This window comes from Phaeobacter italicus, from assembly GCF_001258055.1.
Lineage (GTDB): Bacteria > Pseudomonadota > Alphaproteobacteria > Rhodobacterales > Rhodobacteraceae > Phaeobacter > Phaeobacter italicus.
On record NZ_CVRM01000031.1, the window covers coordinates 307,954 to 331,156 of the forward strand.

The 23,203-nt window shown below is 61.3% G+C and carries 12 protein-coding genes; 2 read left to right on the forward strand and 10 right to left on the reverse strand.

The window, feature by feature from the left end:
* Positions 1–19: 19 nt before the first annotated feature.
* From NIT7645_RS12790 to NIT7645_RS12825, 8 genes are all read right to left on the reverse strand, one after another.
* The gene (locus NIT7645_RS12790; protein WP_008559471.1) at positions 20–877 is read right to left on the reverse strand and encodes a glycosyltransferase family 2 protein; all 858 of its coding nucleotides are present in this window, start codon (positions 875–877) and stop codon (positions 20–22) included.
* Positions 874–3,426, reverse strand: coding sequence for a hypothetical protein (locus NIT7645_RS12795; protein ID WP_008560602.1), 2,553 nt, complete (start codon positions 3,424–3,426; stop codon positions 874–876). The genes NIT7645_RS12790 and NIT7645_RS12795 overlap by 4 nt, the downstream gene beginning before the upstream one ends.
* A complete protein-coding gene (locus tag NIT7645_RS12800; RefSeq protein ID WP_008559413.1) occupies positions 3,423–4,328 on the reverse strand; it encodes a hypothetical protein in 906 nt (301 codons plus the stop codon). Before NIT7645_RS12800 ends, NIT7645_RS12795 begins: the two co-directional genes overlap by 4 nt.
* Positions 4,325–5,062, reverse strand: coding sequence for a 4'-phosphopantetheinyl transferase family protein (locus NIT7645_RS12805; RefSeq protein ID WP_050687221.1), 738 nt, complete (start codon positions 5,060–5,062; stop codon positions 4,325–4,327). The genes NIT7645_RS12800 and NIT7645_RS12805 overlap by 4 nt, the downstream gene beginning before the upstream one ends.
* Positions 5,059–9,714: a MupA/Atu3671 family FMN-dependent luciferase-like monooxygenase gene (locus NIT7645_RS12810; protein WP_008562993.1), complete on the reverse strand. Its 4,656-nt coding sequence runs from the start codon at positions 9,712–9,714 to the stop codon at positions 5,059–5,061. The genes NIT7645_RS12805 and NIT7645_RS12810 overlap by 4 nt, the downstream gene beginning before the upstream one ends.
* Complete coding sequence (locus tag NIT7645_RS12815; protein WP_008562119.1) at positions 9,711–10,739, reverse strand: glycosyltransferase family 2 protein; 1,029 nt, start codon at positions 10,737–10,739, stop codon at positions 9,711–9,713. The genes NIT7645_RS12810 and NIT7645_RS12815 overlap by 4 nt, the downstream gene beginning before the upstream one ends.
* 3 nt (positions 10,740–10,742) lie before the next feature.
* Positions 10,743–17,237 (reverse strand): type I polyketide synthase, encoded by a 6,495-nt coding sequence (locus tag NIT7645_RS12820; RefSeq protein ID WP_050687222.1) that lies wholly within the window; start codon positions 17,235–17,237, stop codon positions 10,743–10,745.
* Between the two features lie 279 nt (positions 17,238–17,516).
* Entirely contained in the window at positions 17,517–18,980 is a 1,464-nt protein-coding gene (locus tag NIT7645_RS12825; protein WP_008559333.1) for an O-antigen ligase family protein, read from the reverse strand.
* 231 nt (positions 18,981–19,211) lie between these two features.
* Here NIT7645_RS12825 and NIT7645_RS12830 point away from each other — a divergent pair, with 231 nt between their 5' ends.
* Positions 19,212–19,964, forward strand: a complete 753-nt coding sequence (locus NIT7645_RS12830) for a WecB/TagA/CpsF family glycosyltransferase (protein ID WP_008561990.1) — start codon at positions 19,212–19,214, stop codon at positions 19,962–19,964.
* Positions 19,965–19,969: 5 nt separating this feature from the next.
* On the opposite strand, the gene NIT7645_RS12835 is transcribed toward NIT7645_RS12830, so the two are convergent.
* Positions 19,970–20,950 carry a glycosyltransferase family 2 protein gene (locus NIT7645_RS12835; RefSeq protein ID WP_050687224.1) on the reverse strand — a complete coding sequence of 327 codons (981 nt, stop codon included), beginning with the start codon at positions 20,948–20,950 and terminating at the stop codon, positions 19,970–19,972.
* Positions 20,947–22,050, reverse strand: a complete 1,104-nt coding sequence (locus NIT7645_RS12840; RefSeq protein WP_008562661.1) for a glycosyltransferase family 2 protein — start codon at positions 22,048–22,050, stop codon at positions 20,947–20,949. The genes NIT7645_RS12835 and NIT7645_RS12840 overlap by 4 nt, the downstream gene beginning before the upstream one ends.
* 185 nt (positions 22,051–22,235) lie before the next feature.
* On the opposite strand from NIT7645_RS12840, the gene NIT7645_RS12845 reads away from it, so the two are divergent.
* On the forward strand, positions 22,236–23,189 hold the full coding sequence (locus tag NIT7645_RS12845) for a glucokinase (protein ID WP_008563009.1): 954 nt from the start codon (positions 22,236–22,238) through the stop codon (positions 23,187–23,189).
* Positions 23,190–23,203: the final 14 nt, after the last annotated feature.

The window sequence follows — 23,203 nt, forward strand, 5'->3', positions numbered from 1 at the left end:
CGCCTGCTTTCTTCGGGGCCTACCGCCCGCGCGTCCAGCGATTGGCGCGGCTGTCGCGATAAAGTGGCGATTTCACCGCCACGGAAACTGCCGCATAGGTCAAAAAACCAGCCGGGTCGCGCAACGCGCGCCCTGCGATATGTGAAAGAGACGGCCGGCGCACGTCCTCATTTGCCAGCAATTGCGGAAACCGGGATGCAATTTCGTCAACGCCTGCATTCTGCCTGCGCCGAACCCTGACCAGATTGCGAAACCCTTCGACCAGAGGCCATTGATAGGATGCCGCCAGACGCTGACGTTCCTGCGGGGCAAAGCTGAGGCGGGCGAAGATGTCGTCGGCAATGACATCGGGCCAGTCCTCCCAACGCGCGCGCCCGGCCTTGTTCATCGCAAATAGCCCAAACCCCGGAACACCCTTTTGCACGAAGGGCAATGTCTCCCAGAACCGGGCATATAGTCTGCTCACGGTGCTTCTGGCGCGCATCAGCTGCGGCTCGCCACTGGCGTAGCGCGCTACGTTGCAGTCCAAAGTGGCACAGATGAGCGGCAACAGCTGTGGTGAGACGATGACATCTGCATCAAGATAAACGAGCACACGGCCACGCGCACGTGTCTCTCCATCTTGAAGGGCGCCGATTTTGCCCCCTTCCGCGCGATCTATCACATGGCAGTCCCAACGATGGGGAACCGGGACCGACTGTGCCTCTGCCACAGTTGCATCAGAGCAGCCATTGGCCATCACGATGACCTCGCCGGTGGCTTGGTCGGGCAGCGGAGCGCTTTCAAACAGGGCAGAGAGGCAAGGGCCAATATAGCCTGCTTCGTTATGCGCCGGGATGATAACACTCAGCGTCGGAGCAAGTCCTGTTGGCGTCATTTCGCGGCCTCCAGTGCCTGCCATCGCGGGTTGTCATCGCTCAGCGTGCGCAAGCTGCCCCAGCTGCCCCATTTGCCGGGGGTGGAAACGTCGGAATAGGCCGTGAACAGCGCACCGCCCAGTTCGGGCCACCCCCGCAACAGCGACCGATAGAGCGCGCCCATCTCCTCGGTGTAGTTGAAATGACTGAAAAACGCCGTGAGCGTTTCATCATCCACCATCGGGCCGAGGCCAACGACATGGCTCCCACCCTCGTACATTATGAGATCCAGATCATGCTTGGCCGCGATTTTTGCGTGATAGGGCAGGACGCGCTCTAGCAGGTCAGTAATCGTGTCCTCGCGCGAGCCGGACACCAGCCCGTCACGCAGTTCGGCCTCGGCCAGTGCGCTGGCCGCATCATATCGGTGCTTGGTGACAAACGTTGCTGCGGCGGTTCCTTCCAGCCCGCGGGCTGCTGCCGTCGCCTCGGCCTGCTCGTGGCTTTGTGCAATCCAGGCCCGCAGCGTGGCCGCGCGCTCAGGCAGGCCAAGGATGCCGCCGAAGTAACCAGTGACCGCGTAGGCGTCAAAACTCTGGGCTGGTGGGCGGCGGGCCGGATCTTCGGCCACCCAGAGTGGTGCTTGCAGGATCTGCTCTTCCAGGCCCAGCCAGCCGGTCTGGGTGGAGAGCACGCGTACCAGGCGCTCTGGTGTGGTGTCGCCAAAGACCTCACTCCATATCCCGGCAACCTCGGCTGCCCGACCGCCGTAATATTGCATCCACAGGTCTGAGCCGCCCCAGCGCGCCTTTGCCTGCGCATCTGCCCAGACCGCCTGCTCGAACTGCCAGTTCCACACCTCGTTGGAGTATTCCACATAGGCGCGCAAATCCGGATCCAACTGATCCTGCACCAGCCGGGCATAGTTCCGGATATAGCTGTCATCCGCCATATGGGGCAGGGTGAACCAAGGCGCGGTTTTCAGCTGGTTTGCCAATGCAACCAGAACCTCGGCGGGGACACCTGCTTGGGCCCACGTGTAATCCTGCGGGTGCGGGCGGTCTTCCCAGCCGATTTGTGAGGAGTCATTCGTTGCCATCCAGTCCATGAACCGCAGAGCCGCAAAACCCTGCATCAAAGACAGCCAATCGGGATTGAACAGCTCTCCCCGCTGCCACAGAGGCAGGTGACGTTCTTGCACGACAGAAATGTTGCGAATGTAATCGCCAGTGCCACGGCGGTCGCTGCGCTGGATGCGAATGTCCACTGCACCGGGGCCGGGAGTATAGTCGAAACGGATCTCACCGCTCCCGTAGCGGATGTTTTCGGCGCGGCCTGCGACCTCGATGATCCCGTCGCCGTCAAACTGGAGGACATAGCGCCCCGCCAGCGTTGTTGCCGTGCGCGGCAGATCCGTCAGGATCAATGTGCCGATTGACCCCAACTCAGGAGGCAGCGATGTGGGCCAGCCGTACTCGTCCAGGTATCCGGCAGCGGCCAAATCCGGGTGATCGACCCCGCCCCATTGGCCGGGCAGGTGACCGATCCAGGGGCGTGCGGTTTTGAAGTGGTCCAGAAACGGGGCCTGTGGGCTCCAGTCCGCGATTGCCGCGAGGTTCATGGCAATCGGTTGGCGCGGGACAGGATCCGATTTCGCCAGAGTGGGTGCCTCGCCCGTGGCGCCAACCTTTGCCTGAACCGGGGCATTCAGAACCGGCAGCGTCGGGTCAGTGGGCATCGGCAGAGGGTCAGCGGGCAGGGCGGCGCGAATAGACGTTTCTTGGGCTGCCTCCCATGCAATCATTTGCAGGCGCCGGGCAAGGGGCGGGGTGGGGGCCGCGTATGCCTGCCCCCATCGATTACGCAGCTGATGGGGCAATCCGACCGGGGACTGGTCGGTCAGAACGGCATATTGAAAAGCGGAGAGAAAGTAGAAGCCGATATCATTGGGGTGAATGTCATCGTCAAAGATATCTTCAATCCGGTTGAGCCCGGGAACTGTTCCCGCGCGAATGGCGTCATCCAGCCGCGCCATCGCCTGACCTGCCTTGAGCAGGCGAATATTCCCTCCGGTCTCGCGATTGACGGCGTCAACCACGCCTTGCCAGCGGGGCAGGTCTGCCTCCAACCGGTCGCGCCACGGGATAGAGGCGTCAGCGTCAAAAGGCACCTCTGTCCCGCTGCCGCTCAGCAACGAGTGCCAGGTCTCCTGCAGGTAGACCTCCACCTCCGGATTGGTCGTTTTGGCAAGGGTATAGAAATCACCTAGCGCAGCCTCGGTGTTGCTCCACTTCAGGTGATTTGCGAGCGGGATGGCCTCGGTCACGATCAGGGCATCGACGGGCTCTTGAAGCCGCTCGCGGGCGTTGATGCCTTCCGCACGTGCGGCATGGGTCCAGTTGTAACTGAGAGGAGCGCCGTTGATGATCTGCGCCTCAACCGTGACGGGCTGTGTGGTTTCGCGGCCGGGTTGTTCTGACAAAAGCTGGTTCAGCATGACGGGATTGTCCGGCCCAAACAGGGAATGGCCGACCATCACGACGCTTGTGACCAGCTCTGCCAGTGTCATCTGCGGACCCCGGTGCGGGGATGGGACGTCACCACCGTCCAGACAATTTCCTGAACCTTGCGTGCAGCCTCTGCAGAAAAGGCCTGCGCTGGGCTACCGTCTGCGCGTGTCAGCTGATGGGGCTGCCCTGCCGGGTTCACGTGGTAGAGCACGCTTAGATGGGTCAGTGCGACAATGTAGGCGCCCAGATCGTTGATATGGATCTGGTCCTGCGCTCCGTCAGGGGTGATGGCGAACACATCCTCGCGTCGTGACAGGCCGGGGATCTCTCCCGCCTCGATCGCGCGCACGACGGCGGCCATGACCTGACCTGCGGGGATCAGATAGGCCGGGCGGTTCGGGTTGCGCCGGGTGTCTGAGCCCGCCAATCCGCCGAGCCATAGCTGTTCCAGATCAGTGTCAATTCGAGCAAGCCAGCCATCGGGCGTATCCAGAGGGTGCCATGTCTCATAGAGATAGAGACGTGTATCGGCAGACCCGGCCCGTGCCAGATCAGCCCACCGGCGGAAGTAGCGCGCGCCTTTGAAATAACGGATGGCATCCCGCAGCTCGACCATCTCGGTCAAGATGACGGCATCATAATCACCCGAGCCCACCGCCTCGCGGGCATCCCGCCAGATTGGAGGGTGGTTGACCTGATCGAAATGCAGGATGTCCTGATCTGGCTCCCAATGCTGTTGCAGCGGTGTGCCGGACCCCAATTGCGTGTTGTAGGCATGTTCCTTGGGGGCCAGTTGCGCGAGCATATGTGGGATGTCGGCCCCAACCAGTGAATGCCCCAGATGATAGACCGTCATAGCACCGGATGGCGGGGCAAGTTCGGGTACGGCGAAAGGGGTCGCCTGAACAGAGCCAAGCGGCAGCAGAGCCAGAAATGCAAGAAAACCGCGACGTCCGATCATCGCACCCGCGGGAGCTGCGCCGCAGTTGCGATCAACCCCTCCCCAATAGCAAAGCGCCCTTCGATCCGGTCACCGGTCAAAAATGGTGCACGCTCCGCTGTGAAACACGCCGAAAACCGGCCACAAAGCGTGACATGGGCGTGTGGTGACGTCGCACAGGCGCTGTTATCCAATGTCACGTCCAGTTCCATTCCCTCAAATCCGAAAAACTGCTGGCTCAGGTGATACTGACATTTATAGGCGGCTTCCTTGGCGGAGAATATCACTTTGGCAAGCTGACCGGGATTGGCCTGCCTGCTGAGCCAGGCGCGTTCTGCAGGCCGGCAGATCTGCGGTATCAGATCATCGGAAAGCGGTGTGTCCTCTTCCAGATCTACCCCAAGGGCCTGAATGTCCTCTCCTTTGGTTGCCACGGCGACGGCAGCGCTGCGGCAATGGCTGATGGATCCAATGAGCCCGGTTGGCCAGATTGGCGCCCGTTTGGGGCCGATCAATATCGGTTCAGCTGTCAGACCAAGCGCCGCCATCGCCCGATGCGCTGCAGCGCGCCCCGCTGCAAATTCGTGCCGCCGCTTGTCGACGGCATTTGGCGAAAGACATGCAGCTTCAGACGGGAAGGGCGCGGGCGGGTCGTCTTGCGGATCGCAGGTTTCCACCGCAACAGATGCGGCAAACAAGGGCCGTATCAGCGCCTGGTGGCGGGCGCTGCGCTGGCTGTCCAGAGTGGCCGTCATCCCTGACGCGCCCGCCTGTTGGCCCGCATCGCGCGGCGTTTTGACATCATGTCGGACTTGGTCGCCGCATCAACAGCGGTCGCCGTCGGCTCTGCTTCAGGGGGGCTGTCACCGGTCAGCGTGGCGATGTGGCCCGCCAGACCAGACAGCGTTGGGAAGCGGAAAATATCCGTGATCGACAGTTTTGGTACATCCAGTGTGCTCCGAATGTCGCGATGCGCCTGAACCGCCAGCAGCGAATGCCCCCCGAGCGTAAAGAAATTGTCCTCGGCGCCAATGCCTTCCAGCCCCAGAATGCGGCCCCAGATCTCGGCGATCTGGGCCTGCGTACCCCCCGATGGGGGCGCAGAGTGGACGGGCACGGCGATCTTCACGGGGGTCGGATCCGGCAATGCCTTGCGGTCGATTTTTTTGTTGGGCGTCAGAGGGAAATGATCAAGGTGCTCAATGTGGCTTGGCACCATGACCTCGGACAGCTGCTGAGCCAAGGCGGCCTTGATCGCGGCCTGATCCAATGGCGCCTGTCCGGTGACATAGGCAATCAACCGTGTGTCAGAAGCCGCCACACCAGCGGTGGCCATGTCCCGCGCAACCACCACCGCTGCGGTGATACCCGGCAGCCCGGCCAGCGCTGCTTCGATCTCGCCCAGCTCGATCCGCTGGCCGCGGATCTTGACCTGATGGTCGCTGCGGCCAAGGAAATCCAATTGGCCGTCACTGCGCCAACGCACGAGATCGCCGGTCCGGTACAGATGAGAGGAGGCAACGCCGGTTGTTGCAGCCTTGGCAAAAGGATCAGTAACAAAGCGTTCGGCGGTCAGCTCCGGCCGTTGCCAGTAGCCCGCCGTGACCCCTGCGCCACCAATCATCAACTCCCCCGGCACACCAACCGGCTGCGGCTCTAGCTGATCGTCCACGACATAAACGGTGGTATTGGCAATGGGGGCACCGATGTGGGCGGTGCCTGCTGGCGTATCGCCAAGGGTTTGCATGGTGGACCAGATCGTTGTTTCGGTCGGGCCATACATGTTGTGAATGGTGGCTTCGGTTGCGCCACGCAGGTCACCAACCAGATCACCCGGCAAGGCCTCGCCACCAACCAGCAGCTGGGAAAGCCGTCCCAGAACGGGCCGCGCATCACTGTCAGCCGCGATCATCCGTGCCATCGACGGGGTGCATTGCATATGGGTCACGCCATGGCGCAGGATCTGCGCCGCGAGCGATACGTCATCAGCCGCCAACTCCTGTGGTGCATTTGACAGGCGCAGCACCTCAGCCAGCGGTTTCAACCCTTCCAAAACGACCTCCGGCGCGATGCCGTAGTCGATGAGGCAGGCAATTTCATCCACCCCGATGCGTTTGAGCTGTTCAACCCGCTGCAGCGCGTCTTCGACCGTGCCGAACAATCCCGAATCCTCAAAGTAACGCTCAAAGGCGAATTCGAGGATGGCTTCGAGCTCGTCTGACGAGAGCATGCCAAGATCCATCTCAAACGGGTTTGAGACGCCCTTGGGTTTTTTGAAGGCGGGGAAGGCCCAGGCATATTGCTTGATGAGCCCGGCGGCCGCGCGCAGGTAGTCCTTCATCGGTTCGCGCGCGGTCTCACGCGCCTCTTGCCGTGTCGGGGCAAGATAGCTGTGCAGCATGAGGGTGACCTTGTGGTCGCGCGGATCATATCCCGCAGCGCGCAGTGCGTCGTGATAGATGGTGATCTTGCCAGCGACCTCTTCGATGCTCTGGCCGAGCAAATGGGTCAATACGTTGGCCCCGATGCTGCCTGCTTCGCGCCAGGTGTCCGGGTTGCCGGCGGTTGTGACCCAGACGGCAAGCTCTTTGGAGACGGGTCGCGGCTGCGTCATCACGCTGTGCAAGGCACCATCCTTGCGCGCAAAGCTCACCTCTTCGCCGCGCCACAGCTTGCGTACGGTTTCGATGGCTTCAAACATTGCGGGCTTGTTTGCGGGCGGGGTGTTTTCAGGCCGCAGGATGAAATCATCCGGCTGCCAGCCAGAGGCAAACCCAATACCTGCGCGCCCTGCTGTCAGGTTGTCGATGACAGACCATTCTTCGGCAATCCGAGCGGGGTGATGCAGTGGTGCGACGCAGGATCCTGCCCGCACGCCAATATTCTGCGTGACAGCTGCAACCGCGGCGCCGGTCACGGATGGGTTCGGATAGGGGCCCCCAAAGGCGTGGAAATGCCGCTCTGGTGTCCAGACCGCGTTGAACCCATGTTGATCTGCGAACTTCGCGCCCTCCAGCAGCAGTTCGTATTTGCGCGGGCCAGGACCATCGTCATTGCCCCAATAGAACAAGTTGAAGTCCATGCCACGATCACTGGTGGAAATCGGCCCGTTTGAGAGCTGCAACCGGCTTTCATCGCTGGACAACACCAGCTTCAACCCGCGCGACAGCGTCCAGAACAGTTCCAGCACGGAAATATCAAACGACAGGCTCGTCACTGCAAGCCAACAGTCCCCCGGCTGATGCGGGATTTTCCTGTCCATTGCGGCAAAGAAGTTGGCGACATTTCCGTGACGCACCATCACCCCTTTGGGGGTGCCAGTAGAGCCGGAGGTATAGATCAGATAGGCCAGATCCTCTGGCCGGGGGGGCTGGGCGCCTGCGTCCTGCCCGTTCACTGTGCGCGATGGGAGGTCATCCAGCGCCACAACGATTGCAGCTGCGCGATGCGGCAGCTGTGGTTGCAGGGCGCTGGTGGTGAGCAGGACGGATGCGCCGCTGTCGGTGATGAAATGTGCGATGCGATCGGCGGGATAGGCCGGATCCAACGGCACATAAGCGGCGCCGGTTTGCATGGCCGCCAGCGCGGCAACCACCAGGTCGATGCTGCGATGCAGATAAATTCCGACCCGGTCCCCGCGTGTGACACCCTGTTGGCGCAGCACAGCAGCCAGCGCGTCAACACACTCCTGAAGGTCGCGGTAGCTCAGGCTGTCATGTTCAAAAACCAGCGCAGTTGCGTCAGGTGTGCGAGCCACCTGGGCTGCGAACTCTGCCGGGATTGTGCTGTCTGTTGTGCCCTCAAACGCTGTGGCGTTCCACTCAACCAGTAGTTTGCGACGCTCGTCCTGTGGCAGGGCAGGAAGGTCGCTGATGGTGCGGCATGACCCCTCCTGCAATGCGGTGACCAACAGGTTGGCGCGCGCCACCAACAGCTCCTGGGCGGTTTCGTCCAACTGGCTGCTATCAAGGATCAAGGTCAGCGTGGCATCCGTCAGGCACAGCGTCACAGCACAGCCTGCAATTGGTGCGTTTGTGTCCAGGGCGCAGCCAAAGGTCGGCTGCAAGGGGCCGCGGGCGCGCAGTTCCGGTGCGCGTTGCTGCAGGTCGACTGCAAAGCCTCCCAGCTGATCTGCGGTCTCGACCTCAGCTGCAAGCCCTGCGCGCAACGTGGGCAGATCGTCCGTGCGCGCGATCTGGGCAGGCACCCAGTCGCTGATGAAACCGGGACGCGCCATTTGCGCAATGCGGCTGGTGCGCAGGGCAATACCTGTTGTTTCTGCCCCACTGCTGCGCAGGCTCAGCGCGGCGGTTGCCAGCACCGCGTCCGCCGGCGTCAGCGCTGCATCGGCGGGAACGGGGATCACATGGTTGACGTGGCCTGTTGTCGCCTGAGCGGAGATCAGCGCGAAATCATCAGCTGGCAGATCTGCCAGTCGCGCGCGCCACTTCGTTTCGCCTTTCTGGGTCGAACTGAGCGCATCGCCCAATGTCGTGCGCGCCGTCGCATCAAGCTGGGGCAGGATATCCCCCACCTTGGCCACGGTTGCGAGATCGATGTCAGAGCCATCGCTGCGTTTTACTGCGCTGAGATGCAGCGCCCCTTCGGCGCAGGCCACCGTCAGCCGGTCCTGCGAGACAGCCAGAACCTCACCCGCAGCGCCTGCGCCCTCTGCGCGGCTTGCGGTGCCAACACTCAAGACGTCAGCCTGCCCATCTGTACCGGTAACCATGATCTTGGCCGTGCACAGCGGATTCCAGTAGCCATTGAAATCCAGAGCCCGAACCAGACGCAGGAGATCATCTGCCGGTTGCCCGAAATCCAGAACACCGCCGGCTGCGGGGCGATCGGCGCGGGTATATAGCTTGCGTGTCGTGAAATCCTGCGGCTGTCGGTCCAGTGCGCCGCTTTCCAGTTGCGCCAGCACCTCGCCAAAACTGTCCATCGCAGCGGCGTAACACTTTGCGTTCAGGCTGTAGGCGGTTTCGTCTTCTGCGATATCGAACAACCGTTGGGCAAGGATATCCCCCTCGTCCACGCCACCCTCGATCATGTGCCAGGTGATGCCATAGCTATCGGCACCCTCGATCAGGGCCCAGTTCGGAGTGTTGAGACCGGCATAACGCGGCAGTGGGCCGTCGTGAAAGTTCACGCCTCCCTTGCGAGCACGGGCCAGCACGGGGGCTGGAATGATGTCGAGATTGGCAATCGACAACAGCCAGTCCACGTCCCCCTCAAACGTGCGCGCATCTGTTAGAACCGGCAGCCCCTTGCCTTCAGCCCAGGCGCTGATTTCGGCGTCGCGGCTGACAACGGCGCTGATCTGATGGCCTCTTGCCAGCAGGCTGTCCGCACAGGCGATCAGCAGTGATTCATTGCCAAGCACGATACAGGAGAAGGGTGTCATTTGGGTTCCTCCGCAGAAGACGGGGTGGGGCGCGTTTCCATAAGACGGGTCACATGCGGACGAAAGAGCGCACGTGTGTGATGGGCAAGCAGATCCCGCAGGAAATGGGGGGGATCTGTTGCAGGCTTGTTCGAAATAACCCGTCGCAGACGATAAAGCAGACTGCCTGCGACAAGTGCAGCCGTGGCAAGCGCTGCATAGGTGCGGCCACGGGTGCTGATAAAGTAATGCAAGCGGCTGTCGAACCAGTAGCGTGGTGTGCGCTGCCAGTTCTTCATGCCAGTGGATGCCGACCCGACATGGGCGACTTCGCTCGCGGGGAGGTAATGCGTCTGCCATCCCGCGCGAGCAGCCCGGTGACACAGCTCGGTTTCCTCAAAATAAAGAAAGAAGGCCTCATCAAATCCGCCAACGGCCTCAATCACCTCTCGTCGGATCATCAGGCTGGCTCCCGCGGTCCAGTCCAGCTGTGCCGGTTCTTTTGGCAACGCCATCGGCACAACAGAGTTGCGCAGCAGGCGTGTGATGATCCCGGTTTGTATGGCGCCTTCAAACTCTCCAGCGATGGAGGGAAAGCGAAACGCCGTACAGTGCGGTTCGCCGTCCATGCCGCGCACATAAGAGCCGACCAGCCCGGCCCGTGGTGTGGCAATGAGATAGTCGCGCAGGGAGCGAATGGCGCCAGGCTGCACAAAGGCGTCAGAGTTCAGCAGATAGTAAAACGCAGGTGCGCTGCCATCCGAGAGACCAAGCTGGAAGCCGATGTTCATTCCCGCGCCAAAGCCACCGTTTCTGTCGCTGGCAATGACACGCAAGCGACCTGTGTTCAGCCAGCCGCGATCCTTGGCAGCGGCCAGTATCGTGTCATACGATCCATCGCCCGACCCGTTGTCGATGATCACGATTTCCCCTGGCAGCTCCGCCATTTCAACCAGCGCCGCCGCCGCACAATCCAGCGTCATCTGTGGCGTCTTGTAGTTCAGGATAATCGTGAGGATCCGGATATCGTGCGTGGTGTCGAGCATAGGCTACTCTGCGGCCTCCGCTTGTCGGGAGGCACTGGACTGTCGGAACGCATCCCGGTCGGCAGCGTCGAGGCGGGCTTTTACCTCTGCGGCCAGTACGCTGACATTTGGAACCAGAACCATGCTGTCATGATCACCCGGCACCTCGACCACCTCGATGTTGCGGGCAAAGCGGGTCCAGTCGTTGTCTTCAAAGACATATTCGCGTTCGGCACTGACCCAATTGCCCCCGGACACCGGCCAATGACGATCCAGTGGCGGACGGAACAGCGTCAGCGGTCCTTCCCATGGGCGTAAATCGTAAACCGGCAGCGCGGCCCGGAACGCCAGTTCGACCTTTCGGTTGTTGAAAGCGGGCAGAGTGCCGTCTTCTGCGGGGCGGTCGCGACGCTTTTCGATCTCCCATGCGATCCGGTTGCTCAGCCATTCGCCGAGATAGCCCAGTCCCTTGCGACGTAGTTCAGCCCATTTGATCAGCGCCTTGTCATGACGACTGAGCTCAGGGCGCATCGGCAGCGGTGTATCGAGCAGGATCAGGGCATCGGTTTCCTCGCCTGCCTGCTTGAGCTGCTGCGCCATTTCATAGGCGGTCAGCCCCCCGCCAGAGAAGCCGCCCAGCAGATAGGGGCCTTCGGGTTGGACACTGCGAATTTCAGCGAGATAGTCGCGCGCAGCATCGTCGAGACGGTCATGCGGCGCCTCCTCTCCGATCAGGCCCTTGGCCTGCAGCCCATAGACCGGGCGGTCCTTGCCAACCATCAGGGCAAGATGGCGCAGGTTCAGGACATTGCCGAACATGCCCGCCACAAGGAAGAAAGGCCGCCGGCCGGTGCCATCACCGGGGTGCAGCTGCACCAGATGGGTGTGGCGTGCCGCGTCCTGTGTCGATCCGGCTTCATCGTCAGAGGATGCATCTGTTGTCAGCCCCCCGCCGGTTCGGGCGATAATGATCTCGGCCAGTTTTGCCACTGATGGGGCCTCAAAGAGGGTGGAGATGGCCAGATCGACGCCAAAGGTGCGTTTGATCTGCGCAAACAGTCGCACGGCAATCAGCGAGTGCCCGCCAAGGTCAAAGAAACTGTCCTCCACCCCGATCTGTGAGACGCCGAGCAGACGGGCGAACTGTGCGGCGATGTCTTCTTCTACCGCGTTGCGAGGCGCGATGTAGTCGGTATCGAGCTGCGGTCTGGCAAAGCTCTGATCGGTTGTGGCCTGTGCCTTGGGTGGTTGATCGGCCTCGGCAATCAGGTCCGGCAGATGAAGCGAAGAGACGACCACTTGGCTCAGGTCGGTCGCAAGCGCGCGTCGCAGTGCCTCTGGTCCCTCTTCGGCGCGGATGCCGTTTGCGATATTGCGGTGCAGACGACGTTCCTCGGGGGAAAGGGGCTGCGCGTGATTGGCGCTGGCCAGCCCCAGATCCGCTGTTGTGGCATCCACCGTGTTGACAGGCGCAGAGGCAACCGGCCCGCTCATTTGTTGCATTCGGAAGCCGTGAATTTCGACCAGAACAGCGCCGTCCGGGGCGCAAAGGGTGATGTCAAAGCGCGCGGCGCCAGCTGCGCTGTCGCGAAGGCGCATGTGGCTGACAATCTCGGACCCTTTGGTGGCGGGCAGGGCGGCATGGATACACAGGCTGTCATAGGACACCGGCACCCACAGGGAAGCATCGCGGTAAGTCGGCGCGAGGTCGATGGCCCAGCCAGTGGCCAGATCCATCAAGCCAGGTGGTAGCAAGGTGGCGTCTGCGCTGGCAGCATCCGGCAGGCGCAGACGCGCGAGACCTTCGCCGTTGCCGCGCCGCATCTCCTGCAGCGCGTGCCAGCGCGGACCAAAGTCAAGGTTGGCCTCTTGCGGGGCCATCAGTCGATCACCAGCGGCATCGGCAACTGCGCTGCAGCGCGCGCTGATCTCAGCAATCGGCAGCGGGGCGGGGTGTTCCGGTGCTGCGTCGGTGACCAGCACCGCCTGGACGTGCAGGGCGTAGCCTTCAGCAACTTCGCTGAACACGGCAAACTCATAGCCCTGTTCAACCGCGGTCAGGCGCACGACAATGCCGACAGGGCGGGCTGCCGTGACAATCAGCGGGCGCAGAAAATACAGCTCACGGATCTCAAATGGCGCCTCGTGGCCCAGCTCTGCCAGGGCTTCGGCTGCATACTCGATATAGCCGGTGCCAGGCACCAATGCGGTGCCCTCCCTTGTCCTGTGTTCCGCAAGCAGCCATTGATCGTCTGTCAGGCGGCGATGGAACAGGACAGCGCCATCGCTGGCAAATTGACGGCTGTCAAACAGCGGTTGGCTGGATGGCTGTTCCTGTGGTGTCTCGCTTCCCGAGCGCGCATCCATCGCGTCTGCGGCCATGCCGACATCCGCCCAGACCCCCCAATCGATCGCAAGCACTCTGGTTTTGCTGTCACGGCGCGCGGCATGGTGGCGGGCAAAGGCATTGAGATATTCGTTGGCCGCCACATAATCGACCTGTCCGATGGGTCGCGTCACCGCAGAGGAGGAGGAAAACAGGACCATGACCTCCAGCTGATCCGGACCAAACAGGTCCGAGATGACCCGCAGCCCGCTCACCTTCGGGGCGAGCACCTGTGCGATGTCCTCCTCGGTCTTGGCAAGAACCGGCGCATCGTTGATCTGACCTGCGCCATGAATGACGCCCGTGATGGGACCGAATTCGGCCTCTGCACTGGCGACGGCCGCGCGCATCTGTTCGCTGTTGCAGACATCCGCAGCCAGCGACAGGACACGTCCCTTGCCGATCGCTTCCAGCTGCTGCACTGCGCGGATGCGCTGGGATTGTACATTGGCGGGGCTGTGGCGGTTCAGATGGGTATCCCAAGTCTCGCGCGGGGGCAGGCCCGCACGCGAAATGAGCACCACATTCGCGGCATAGTTCCGCATCAGATCGGCTGCGATCGTGCGCCCAATACCGCCGTAGCCCCCGGTAATCAGATATGTGCCACCATTTCGGAAGCAGGGTGCGTCCGTGTCCGTCTCATCCGCTTTTGCAAGAGGAATGGTTCGCCAGCGCAGAGAATGACGCCGCCCATCCCGGATCAGCGCGATGTCATTTGCAGGCTCTGCCAGTAGATCCTCCAGAAGTGGCGACAATGGCAGTTCTGTTTCCTGATCAGACAACAGTCGGCGCAGCCCGGTAGGCCGCTGTGGCAGCTCAATGTCCAACGCTGCACAGGTGAGCCCGGCCACCTCGCGGGGCAGAACACCTGCGGGCCCCGCAATCATTGCCTTTTCCGGATAGGGCAGGGGTTCGTCGCGCAGTTGGGCCGCGCCTGTGGTCATGACGCAGAGGTGGATGGGATGGGGCAGATCAATTTGAGCAAGCGCCTGACCAAGTGCTGTCAGGGCGTAAAACCCCATCTCCAGATTGCGGTCAAAGAAGGACGCACCGGGGCGGAAGCTCTCTTTCTGCGTGACCAGCCAGAAATGGCCAATGCGGGTTGGCATCAGATCGCCATCTGCCAGATCGGAGAACAGCGCGTCATAGCCTGCGCGTCCCTGTTCGGGAGCAAGCATAAAGCGGGTTTCGCTCAGCCTTGCGTAGGTGTCGCCGGGAACCACGTGCACGACCCTGTGTCCCGCGTCTTCAAGCCTGCTGGCAAGCGCTGCGGCGAGTCCGGTGTCATCCTCAAAGAACAGCCAGGTTTCAGGGTGGCGGTTCAGATCGTCCTCGACATCAATATCGCAGCTTGCAAAGGCAGGCCGCCAGGCTGGGCGATATCCCCAGTCGCGGATGTCCTCGTGGCGGGCGGGGGCGCTATAGGTCTGTTCCGCTGCCTTTTCCTTGGCCGGTTCGATGAAATAATGACTGCGCTGAAAGGCGTAGGTGGGAAGGGGCAGGCGGCTGCGGCGTGCATCGCCCCAGATCTGATCCCAATCCGCCTCGTAACCGCAGGCCCACAAACGGCCGATCACACCAAAGAAGTAGGCATCATCCGCGACGTCCTGTTCCGGGTGGCGCAGGGAGGATAACACCTGTCCCGGCTTTACCTGTGGCGCCATCTGAGCCAGTGATGACAGCGCTTTGCCGGGACCAACCTCAAGGAAGATGCGGTTGGGAACCGCGGCAAGCGTGTCGATGCAATCGGCAAACATCACAGTGTTGCGCAGTTGGCCGACCCAATAGTCCGGATCCGTCGCCTCTGACGCGGTCAGCGCCTTGCCGCTACGATTTGAGATAATCGGCAGATTTGGCGGCGTGAGCGTCAAACCCTTCAGGAACTGGCGATACTCCTCCAGAATGCCGTCCAACATCCGGCTGTGGGCAGCGATGTCGATCTGGATGCGTTGGTGATCGATATCTTTGGCCGTCAGCTGCGCAGACAGCGCATCAAGGGCATCTTGCGGTCCGGACACGGCTGTCAGGTTGGGGGCGTTGACGCTGGCAATATCAAGATCAGGACTGATCAGGGCCTCGACATCCTGCAGCGGAAGAGAAATCGAAAGCATGCCGCCTTCGGGCACATTGTCAAAGAGACGACCGCGCAACAGGATCAGGTCGATGCAGGCCTCAAACGACAAGACGCCGGCAAGGCAGGCGGCTGTGTTTTCGCCCATCGAATGCCCGACCAGTGCCGCCGGGCGCACGCCCCAGCTGATCCACAACTGAGCAAGGGCGTATTCGACAATCATGATCAGCGGCAGCTGTACGGAGGGTTGTTGCAGGCGGGCATTTGCTGCCGCCTCGTCGCCATCCTCTGCCAGCCAAATTGCGCGGATGTCATAGTCCAGCTGGTTTTGCAGATGGTCGAGCCCCCGGTCCATCCAATCGGCAAAGACCGGTTCTGTCTCATAAAGATCGCGGGCCATGCCTGCGTATTGTGCGCCGCCTCCCGGGAACATGAAGACGGTTTCTGGCGTGCCGTCCAGACGGTCATGGGTGAAGACCTTGCGGGGATCAGCCTCTGTCAGCAGCGCGGCCGCTTCTTCGGCGGTTTCCGCAACCAGAGTGCGGCGTTTGGCAAAACCGCGTCGCCCTTCCTTTAGCGTGTAGGCGACATCTGCCAGATCAAGACCGGGATTGGCCTTCAGGTGGTCGGCCAGGGCATTGGCATTTGCATCAAGCGCAGCTTTGGACTGGCCGGAAATGCACAGGATGTGGAATGGGAAATCGCTTTCCTCGGAAGGCGGGCGGGCAGGGGCCTCTTCCAGAATGACGTGGGCGTTCGTGCCACCCACGCCGAGAGAATTGACACCGGCGCGGCGCGGTCCCTTATGGGACGTCCAGGCCGTCAGCGCAGAATTGACGCGAAACGGGGAGCCATCAAAGTCGATGGCTGGGTTGGGGGCCTCATACCCCAACGATGGGGGGATTTCGCCGTGGTGCAGTGCCAGTGCGGTTTTGGTCAGGCTGACCACCCCCGCTGCGGTATCGAGGTGGCCAATGTTGGTTTTGACCGACCCGATACGGCAAAAGCCCGCGGCGTCGGTGCTGTCGCGGTAGGCTTCCGTCAAAGCGGTAACCTCGATCGGGTCGCCAAGATAGGTGCCGGTGCCGTGGCATTCGACATAGTCAATGGTTTCGGCCGGTGTTTTTGCTGTATCCAGCGCCTTGCGGACGGCCTTGGCCTGGCCGCCGACAGAGGGCGCAAGGTAGCCCGCCTTATCGGCCCCGTCGTTATTGATCGCCGACCCTTTGATAACGGCCCAGATGTGGTCACCGTCTGCGATTGCGTCTTCCAGCCGACGCAGGGCAACCGCCCCCGCGCCAGAACCGAACACAGTGCCCTGCGCGCGGTGATCGAATGCGTGGCAATGCCCGTCGGGTGAAAGGATTTCGTTTTCCTTGAACAGGTATCCCCGACCTTGTGGCAGTTCGATCGTCACGCCACCGGCGATTGCCATTTCACACTCGCCTTCGCGCAGGGCCTTGCTGGCGTAGTGGACCGCGACCAAAGACGTGGAACACGCGGTCTGAATGTTGACCGAAGGGCCGCTGAGATCAAAGACATGGCTGACGCGGGTGGACAGGAAATCCTTGTCATTGCCGGTATGACGCAAAAGGAACATGCCGACGTCATCGACCAATCCACGGTTTGAGCAGATGTTGAAATAGAAATAGCTGCCCATGCCACAGCCCGCATAGACCCCGATGGGGCCGTTCAGGCTCTCTGGGGGGTGGCCTGCGTTTTCCATAGCCCCCCAGGCAACTTCAAGAAACTTGCGGTGCTGAGGGTCAAGGATTGCGGCCTCCTTGGGGCTGAAGCCAAAGAAGTCTGCGTCAAATTCCGCATAGCCATCCAGTGATGCAGTGGCGCGGACATAATTGGGGTCACTCAGCGTGTCGGGGTCTTCCCCGGCGGCGATCAGCTCTTCATCGGTGACGGGGCGGATGGACTCGATTCCATCGCGCAAATTGTTCCAGAATTCAGCCGGAGACGCCGCTCCGGGCACGCACAGGGACATACCGACAATAGCGATGTCGCCGCTGTAGCGCGTGTCGTCAAACGGTTTGGATCCAGAATTTCCCAATGCCCCAATCGCCTTTAAATCATGTGCCCCGATCCGGCGTGCCGGTCGCGGCAGGTTCGCTACCAATCAACAACACAGGCCAGACCTCTGCAGAGATCCAGCAATGGTGGCACAAATTGGTCCCCAACATGTGAACAGAGCGTACGCACGTCAGCCCCCTTGCCGACATCCACCCCGAGCGCATAGCGCACCGTGCCTAAATTATACGGTAACGTTAGGGACGAAATGTGTCCAATTGCGCCAAAAAAACGAAGAGTTTAAGGCGCCGCAGCCGAGGAGTCAGATCACGCTGCGGGGCTTGTTTGTCACCCCTTGTTGGGCCATTGCCTGCTGGCCCTCGAACAACGCGCGCTTCGGCTCGAACAGGCCGGGGTATCGCAATCGTTCTGCGTAGCCGAGCACAGATCCCGCACACAGCCAGGTCACCGGTGTCAGCGTGGCGTTCAAGAGCATATCCACCAGGGTGGCTGCCAGCATCAGGGCCAGCGGCGCCGCATATGGAGACACATCGGCAGGCGCGCGTTTGCGGATCTCGCTCCAGAGCAGCACAAGTGGGCCAGCCAAGAGCCCCATTTCCGCGATGTAGCCCACCCAGCCGTAGGTGCCAAAGACCAGGATCCAACGCCCGTCAGGAATTGAGACGATTTCGCCTGTTTCGCTGTGCCGTACCAGATTGCGGCCCCAGCCGCCCCATCCAAACCACGGCTTTTCTGCTGCACGATCAAGCATCAGGCCTTCGTTGGTGAAACGAAAGCCGAGCGACTGCGCCCGTTCGGGGCTGAAGGCCTGAGCCTTGGCGAGAATGGCATCAACGGGCACCACACCAAAATTGCGCAACATCGGGTAGACGATCGCTATGATGCCCAGCGTCAGCGCGAGCCGCATCTGCCAACGATAAGAGGCCATCGCGACAAAGGGTGTGAAAATCAGGCCGTAAACCAGGGATGCAATGCTCTTGCACAGGATCAAAACACCGAAAAGGTAGACAGCAGCCAAGGCAAAGCGACGTTTGTCTGGCCCATCGGCCGCCCGGGCCAGAGCGGTGGCCGACAAAAGGGTCATCAGGACGAACAGTGCCAGCCACAGACTGTGAGGCAGGAACACGATGGGTCGGAAACCACCTTGGCGGATGGTCTGGCTGAAGTCATGCTGGAAAAAACCGTAGATCCAGGTGTTCAGCTGCGGGCTGAAACGGACTTCGAACAGTGAGGGGATGGAATACACCAACCCAGCCACCATCAGCGTCATCACAAGCGTTTTCTGTTGGGCCTCGCTTGATAGATAGCGGCGGCCAAGAAAGAAAGGCAGCAGGAAAATCAACTGGTTGATCATCACCGACCCCAGATCCCGCCAGCGGAGTTCGGGCAGAGCGTAGGTCGGGAAGACGATAGGCGCCGCATCCTCGAGAACCCGGAAAATGATCGGATCCCCATTGGTCAATACTGTCGCGATGACAGAGCCGAGAAACAACGCGACGAGCGCACGCATGATGGGCTGGCGGGGCCAGATTTCGACCTTTTTGCCCAATAGGTAGACGCAGATGACAAAGGCCACGACAGACGGGATGGAATCCTTGTCCATGTCCGGAACCAACGGCAGGTCGAATACGGCGATCGGGGGCAGGAACAGATAGCCACCGATGATTGTCCACAAAATGGCGTGCTGAAGCGACAGCCGTTGAAACAAGCCAAAAGCAACCGCCGGCCAGGCGATCAGCATCAGATATGCCAGCGCATTGGGCATTGCTCGTCTTTGTGGCCTCGTCTTGTCCGACCTAACAGGCGCTGGGCCGAATGGTCTCGGTATGGGCTCAGTTCTGGCGCAATCTGGCCGTTTCAATCGTTAAGTTTAACCATAGTTCCCGCATCTGTCGCGCGCATTCGTCTATAGAGGTAAACTCTTGCTCGGATGTGGTGTCCGTGTGATCGAGGACGTGTCGGATGCAGGCTCTGGGGCAGAAAATGGGGCAAGGTCGTGTATTTTGATTTCAAGGACGTTCGGATTGACGTCAATATCGCTGACCGCACCCGGTTGGAGCAGGCGGTCATGGGCCATTTCCAGACGCGCCGCGGGTTTGCTCTTGCCACGGTGAATCTCGATCATCTGGTCAAGATGAAGGCCTCGGACTCTTTTCTGAAAGCCTATGCCGCGCAGGATTTCGTGGTGGCAGATGGTCGACCGATCGTCTGGCTGTCACGGCTCGCGCAGCGGCCCGTGTCGCTCATGCCGGGGTCTGACATGGTGGTACCATTGTGCCAGTGGGCCGCTCGGGCCGGGGTGCCGGTCGCATTCGTGGGTAGCACAGATGTTGCCCTTCGCGACGCTGCCGAGGCGCTGAAAGCTGAAGTGCCGGGGCTGGAGGTCAACTGGTGTCATGCGCCCTCGGGTGTGTTTGATCCTGCCAGCGATGAAGCTGCCGACATCCTGCAAGAGCTCGCCCGTCGGAAGATCGGTCTTTGTTTTCTGGCGCTGGGAGCCCCAAAGCAAGAGGCGATGGCCGCGCGCGGTCGTGCCCTTTCGCCCGAGGTGGGATTTGCCTCTGTCGGGGCCGGGTTGGATTTTCTGGGCGGGCACCAGAAGCGCGCACCAAAACTGGTGCGGGATCTTGCGCTGGAATGGGCGTGGCGTTGGCTCTGGAGCCCGCGTCGGCTAGGCCCGAGATATCTGAAATGCCTTGCGATCCTGCCCGGTCAGCTGCTGCACGCGCTGAGACTGCGTCATCCTTAGACGCGCTACTTATATTCCAAAAGACCACGGGATCGGCCGCGCATCCGCAGCCAGTGATATTCCAGTGCGCCTTGGGCTTCGGCAAATTTACCGATGACAGAAAACCACGCCCGCTGCAGTCCCATCTGGCGGGACAGCCGGATGATCTGCGCAGGATACGCGAGCAACAGCACTGCCGCCCAAGCGGTGCAGGCCACGGACAGGGCCAGCGCGGCAAGAGGCAATCCAGCGCCCCAGATCAACGCGCGGCGGGTTTCGCGCACCCAGTGCCGCTCAGGCGCGTTGCCATGCAGAGCGGCCCCTTCGGCAAAGGCAAATCCGGCACGCCGACTGCGCTGCCACCACTGGCCAAACCGCATCATCTGCGCATCATGCAACGTCATTTCCGCTTCATGACGCCAAATCCCCCATCCGGCGCGCGACAGACTCAGGCAGAGTTCCGGCTCTTCCCCGGCAATCAGATCATTCCGATAACCGCCGACTTCGCGCAGGGCTGAAAGCCGCATCATTGCATCCCCCCCGCAGGCCTTTGCCGGGCCCACAGGCGTGTCCCATTCATGATCACAAAGCCGGTTGTAGACCGAAGCCTCTGGATGGCGTTCGCGCCGACGCCCGCAGACCACGGCGAGTTTTGGGTCGCTCTCCAACTTGGTGACCGCAGCGTCGATCCAGCCCGGCACAATCTCGCAGTCACCATCTACCAATTGCACGTATGTGCTGTCGCCATCGAGATGGGCCAGACCCGCGTTGCGGGCGCGGGCGGCGGTGAACTTCTGCGACATATCCAGACTGACCACTTCGGCCCCGAGATCGCGGGCGGCTTCAACTGAACCATCGGTAGAGCCGCTATCAACATAGATCAGGCGCCGCACCTGACCTCGCAAACTGGTCAGGCAGGCAATCAGTCGCGTGCCCTCATTTCGGCCAATGACGACCGCATCGATATGGGGGGCAGCCTTGACCGGCAGGTCGGGATCGGTGGTCAATTCGACATCTCCTCCACGAAACGCGCGGACACCTGCAAAAAGCCCGCAGCCCGCAGGGCAGCGGGTCCGTCGTAGACCTCGGCGTGTTCAGACCACAAGGAAAGGTCTGGTCGGGCATCAAAACCGGCCAGGCGCAATGCGTCCTCTCCGTGGCCAATGGACTTGCTCGCAAGGCTCGCCTGATCGCGGCCGATCGGGTCATTTGCAAATTTGTAATGCTTCAGCACGGCCATGGCGTCTGCCACTCTGACACCCGTCGACAGATGTGGATGCACCGCAGGCGCGACGCCCTGCACGACCTTGACCAGCGGGTGCTTGCTCAGGCAGCAGTTTTCACCAAAGGCGCTGGCGCGGATGCCGCCAAACTGAAACCGGGGGGCGGCGGTATCCGGCACTGTGTTGAGGCGCAAGAGATCGGAAAGCCCAGTTGCACGATCACGATAGGCCAAACTGCGCACTGCCGTGAGATCGTAGTGGCAGAACTCATCCTGTGCCTCGGCGTAGGTCAGGTCTGCAGTGTCGCGCAGCGCGCATCGGGGGAACATCTCCAGCATCTGCGCCATCATCGCAGTGTAGCCGTACCGCTCCAGGTACCCCGTCAGCCCACGCAGCCCGCGCTCGGAGCGGCCGTCGAAGTCGAGGATTTCATCCATGTCGGCAAAAAGGCACCAACGTCCGCGACTGAACCGGGTCGCGGCATGCCCGCGAAAGAGGTTCTCGAACCGCCCCCAAGGAAGGGTGGATTGCAGGACGCTTGCATCCGGTTCAGCGGCTAGCCGTGACAGGGTTTGATCTGTTGATCCCGTGTCGCAGAACACAAAGTGGCGCACGCCAAGGCTGCGGTAGTGGTCAAGAAAGACATCCAGATAATAGGCTCCATCCCGTACGAGGGCGACCACGGTGACATCGTCTGCCATTCCTTGCGGGTCAACGGGGCCGGAGAGATGGCGCAGCGAGCGGTCAAATCTGAGCTGGTCAATCCGGGCCCGGACATGGCGCTGCAGAATACCCCCGAGCCGATCAACCGCCCGCGCCGCCAGGCCGGGCACTTGCATGGCGTCGGAATCGGGGTGGCCTGCGATGTCCTTGTTGCCGCTCAAATCTGTCTCTCCTGTTGTTGGTCGCGGTACGTCGATCTGTTGCTTTCTTCGGTTTAGCAGTTGGTCCGCAGTCTCACGCTACATTTTTTATGTTAGCGCTAAAACTTTTGCCCTGCGTCCAATTGCATTTAACCGCCGAATACTGCACTGTCTCGCAAAATTCGTACATTCGAAAGGCAGAGCATATGAGCTCGGACGTGACAGTGCTGGTTGGCGATGTGGGTGGCAGCAATACCCGGCTGGCCCTTGCCGGGCCTGAAATTGGTGTGACCGCCCTGCAGAGCTTTGCCAACGACAGTTTCGCGAGCCTTGATGATGTGCTTGCCGCCTATTGTGCACAGCCTGATCTGCCGCCCCTGGCTGGCGCCTGCATTGCAGTTGCCGGCCCTGTTTACGGCAATGAATACCGTCTGACGAACCGCGACTGGCACGGCACGGCAGATGACCTGGCAAAACAGCTGAACCTGGGTGAGGGCGGGCGCGTTGATGTGATCAATGATCTTGCCGCGCTTGGCCATTCAGTGCCTGCGCTTATTCCGGGCCAGTTGTCGTCGCTGCGGGCAGGGCACCAGCGGGGCAATCAGGCGTTGGTTGCGGGGATTGGAACGGGCTTCAACGTTGCCCTTACTGCGGATGGCAACACGGCTGAGGCTGAGATGGGCCATGCGAGCCTCGCAGCGCCCGTGGCTGACCTGCTGAGGAACATCCTGGGCGATGACCGGGCCGCTGGGTTCGCGACCAACGAAGATCTGTTCTCTGGTCGGGGGCTGGTGCGCTATCACCAGGCAATGCATGGCACCGCACCCGAAGGCGGCGCGCAGATCGTGGCACGTTTCCTAGAAGACGAAAACAGCCCAGAGGCACAAACCGTCATCACCTGGGCAAAGCTGCTGGGGCAGTTCGCGCGGGAACTGGTGCCGACCTACATGCCCGGCATGGGGATTTTCTTTGCAGGAAGTGTTGCGCGCGGCATTCTGGGAACCGCTGCGCGCGACGTGTTTCTGGAGCAGTTCCTGCAGCCGGCAACAGGTGTTCAGGCGCGCTGCGAAACCACACCACTTTGGGTGATCACAGATGATGCCGCCGGGGTCAGCGGTGCGGCCCGTTTTGCAATCGAGACCGCCAAATCCGCAGAGTGATCTGTCCGCTTCGG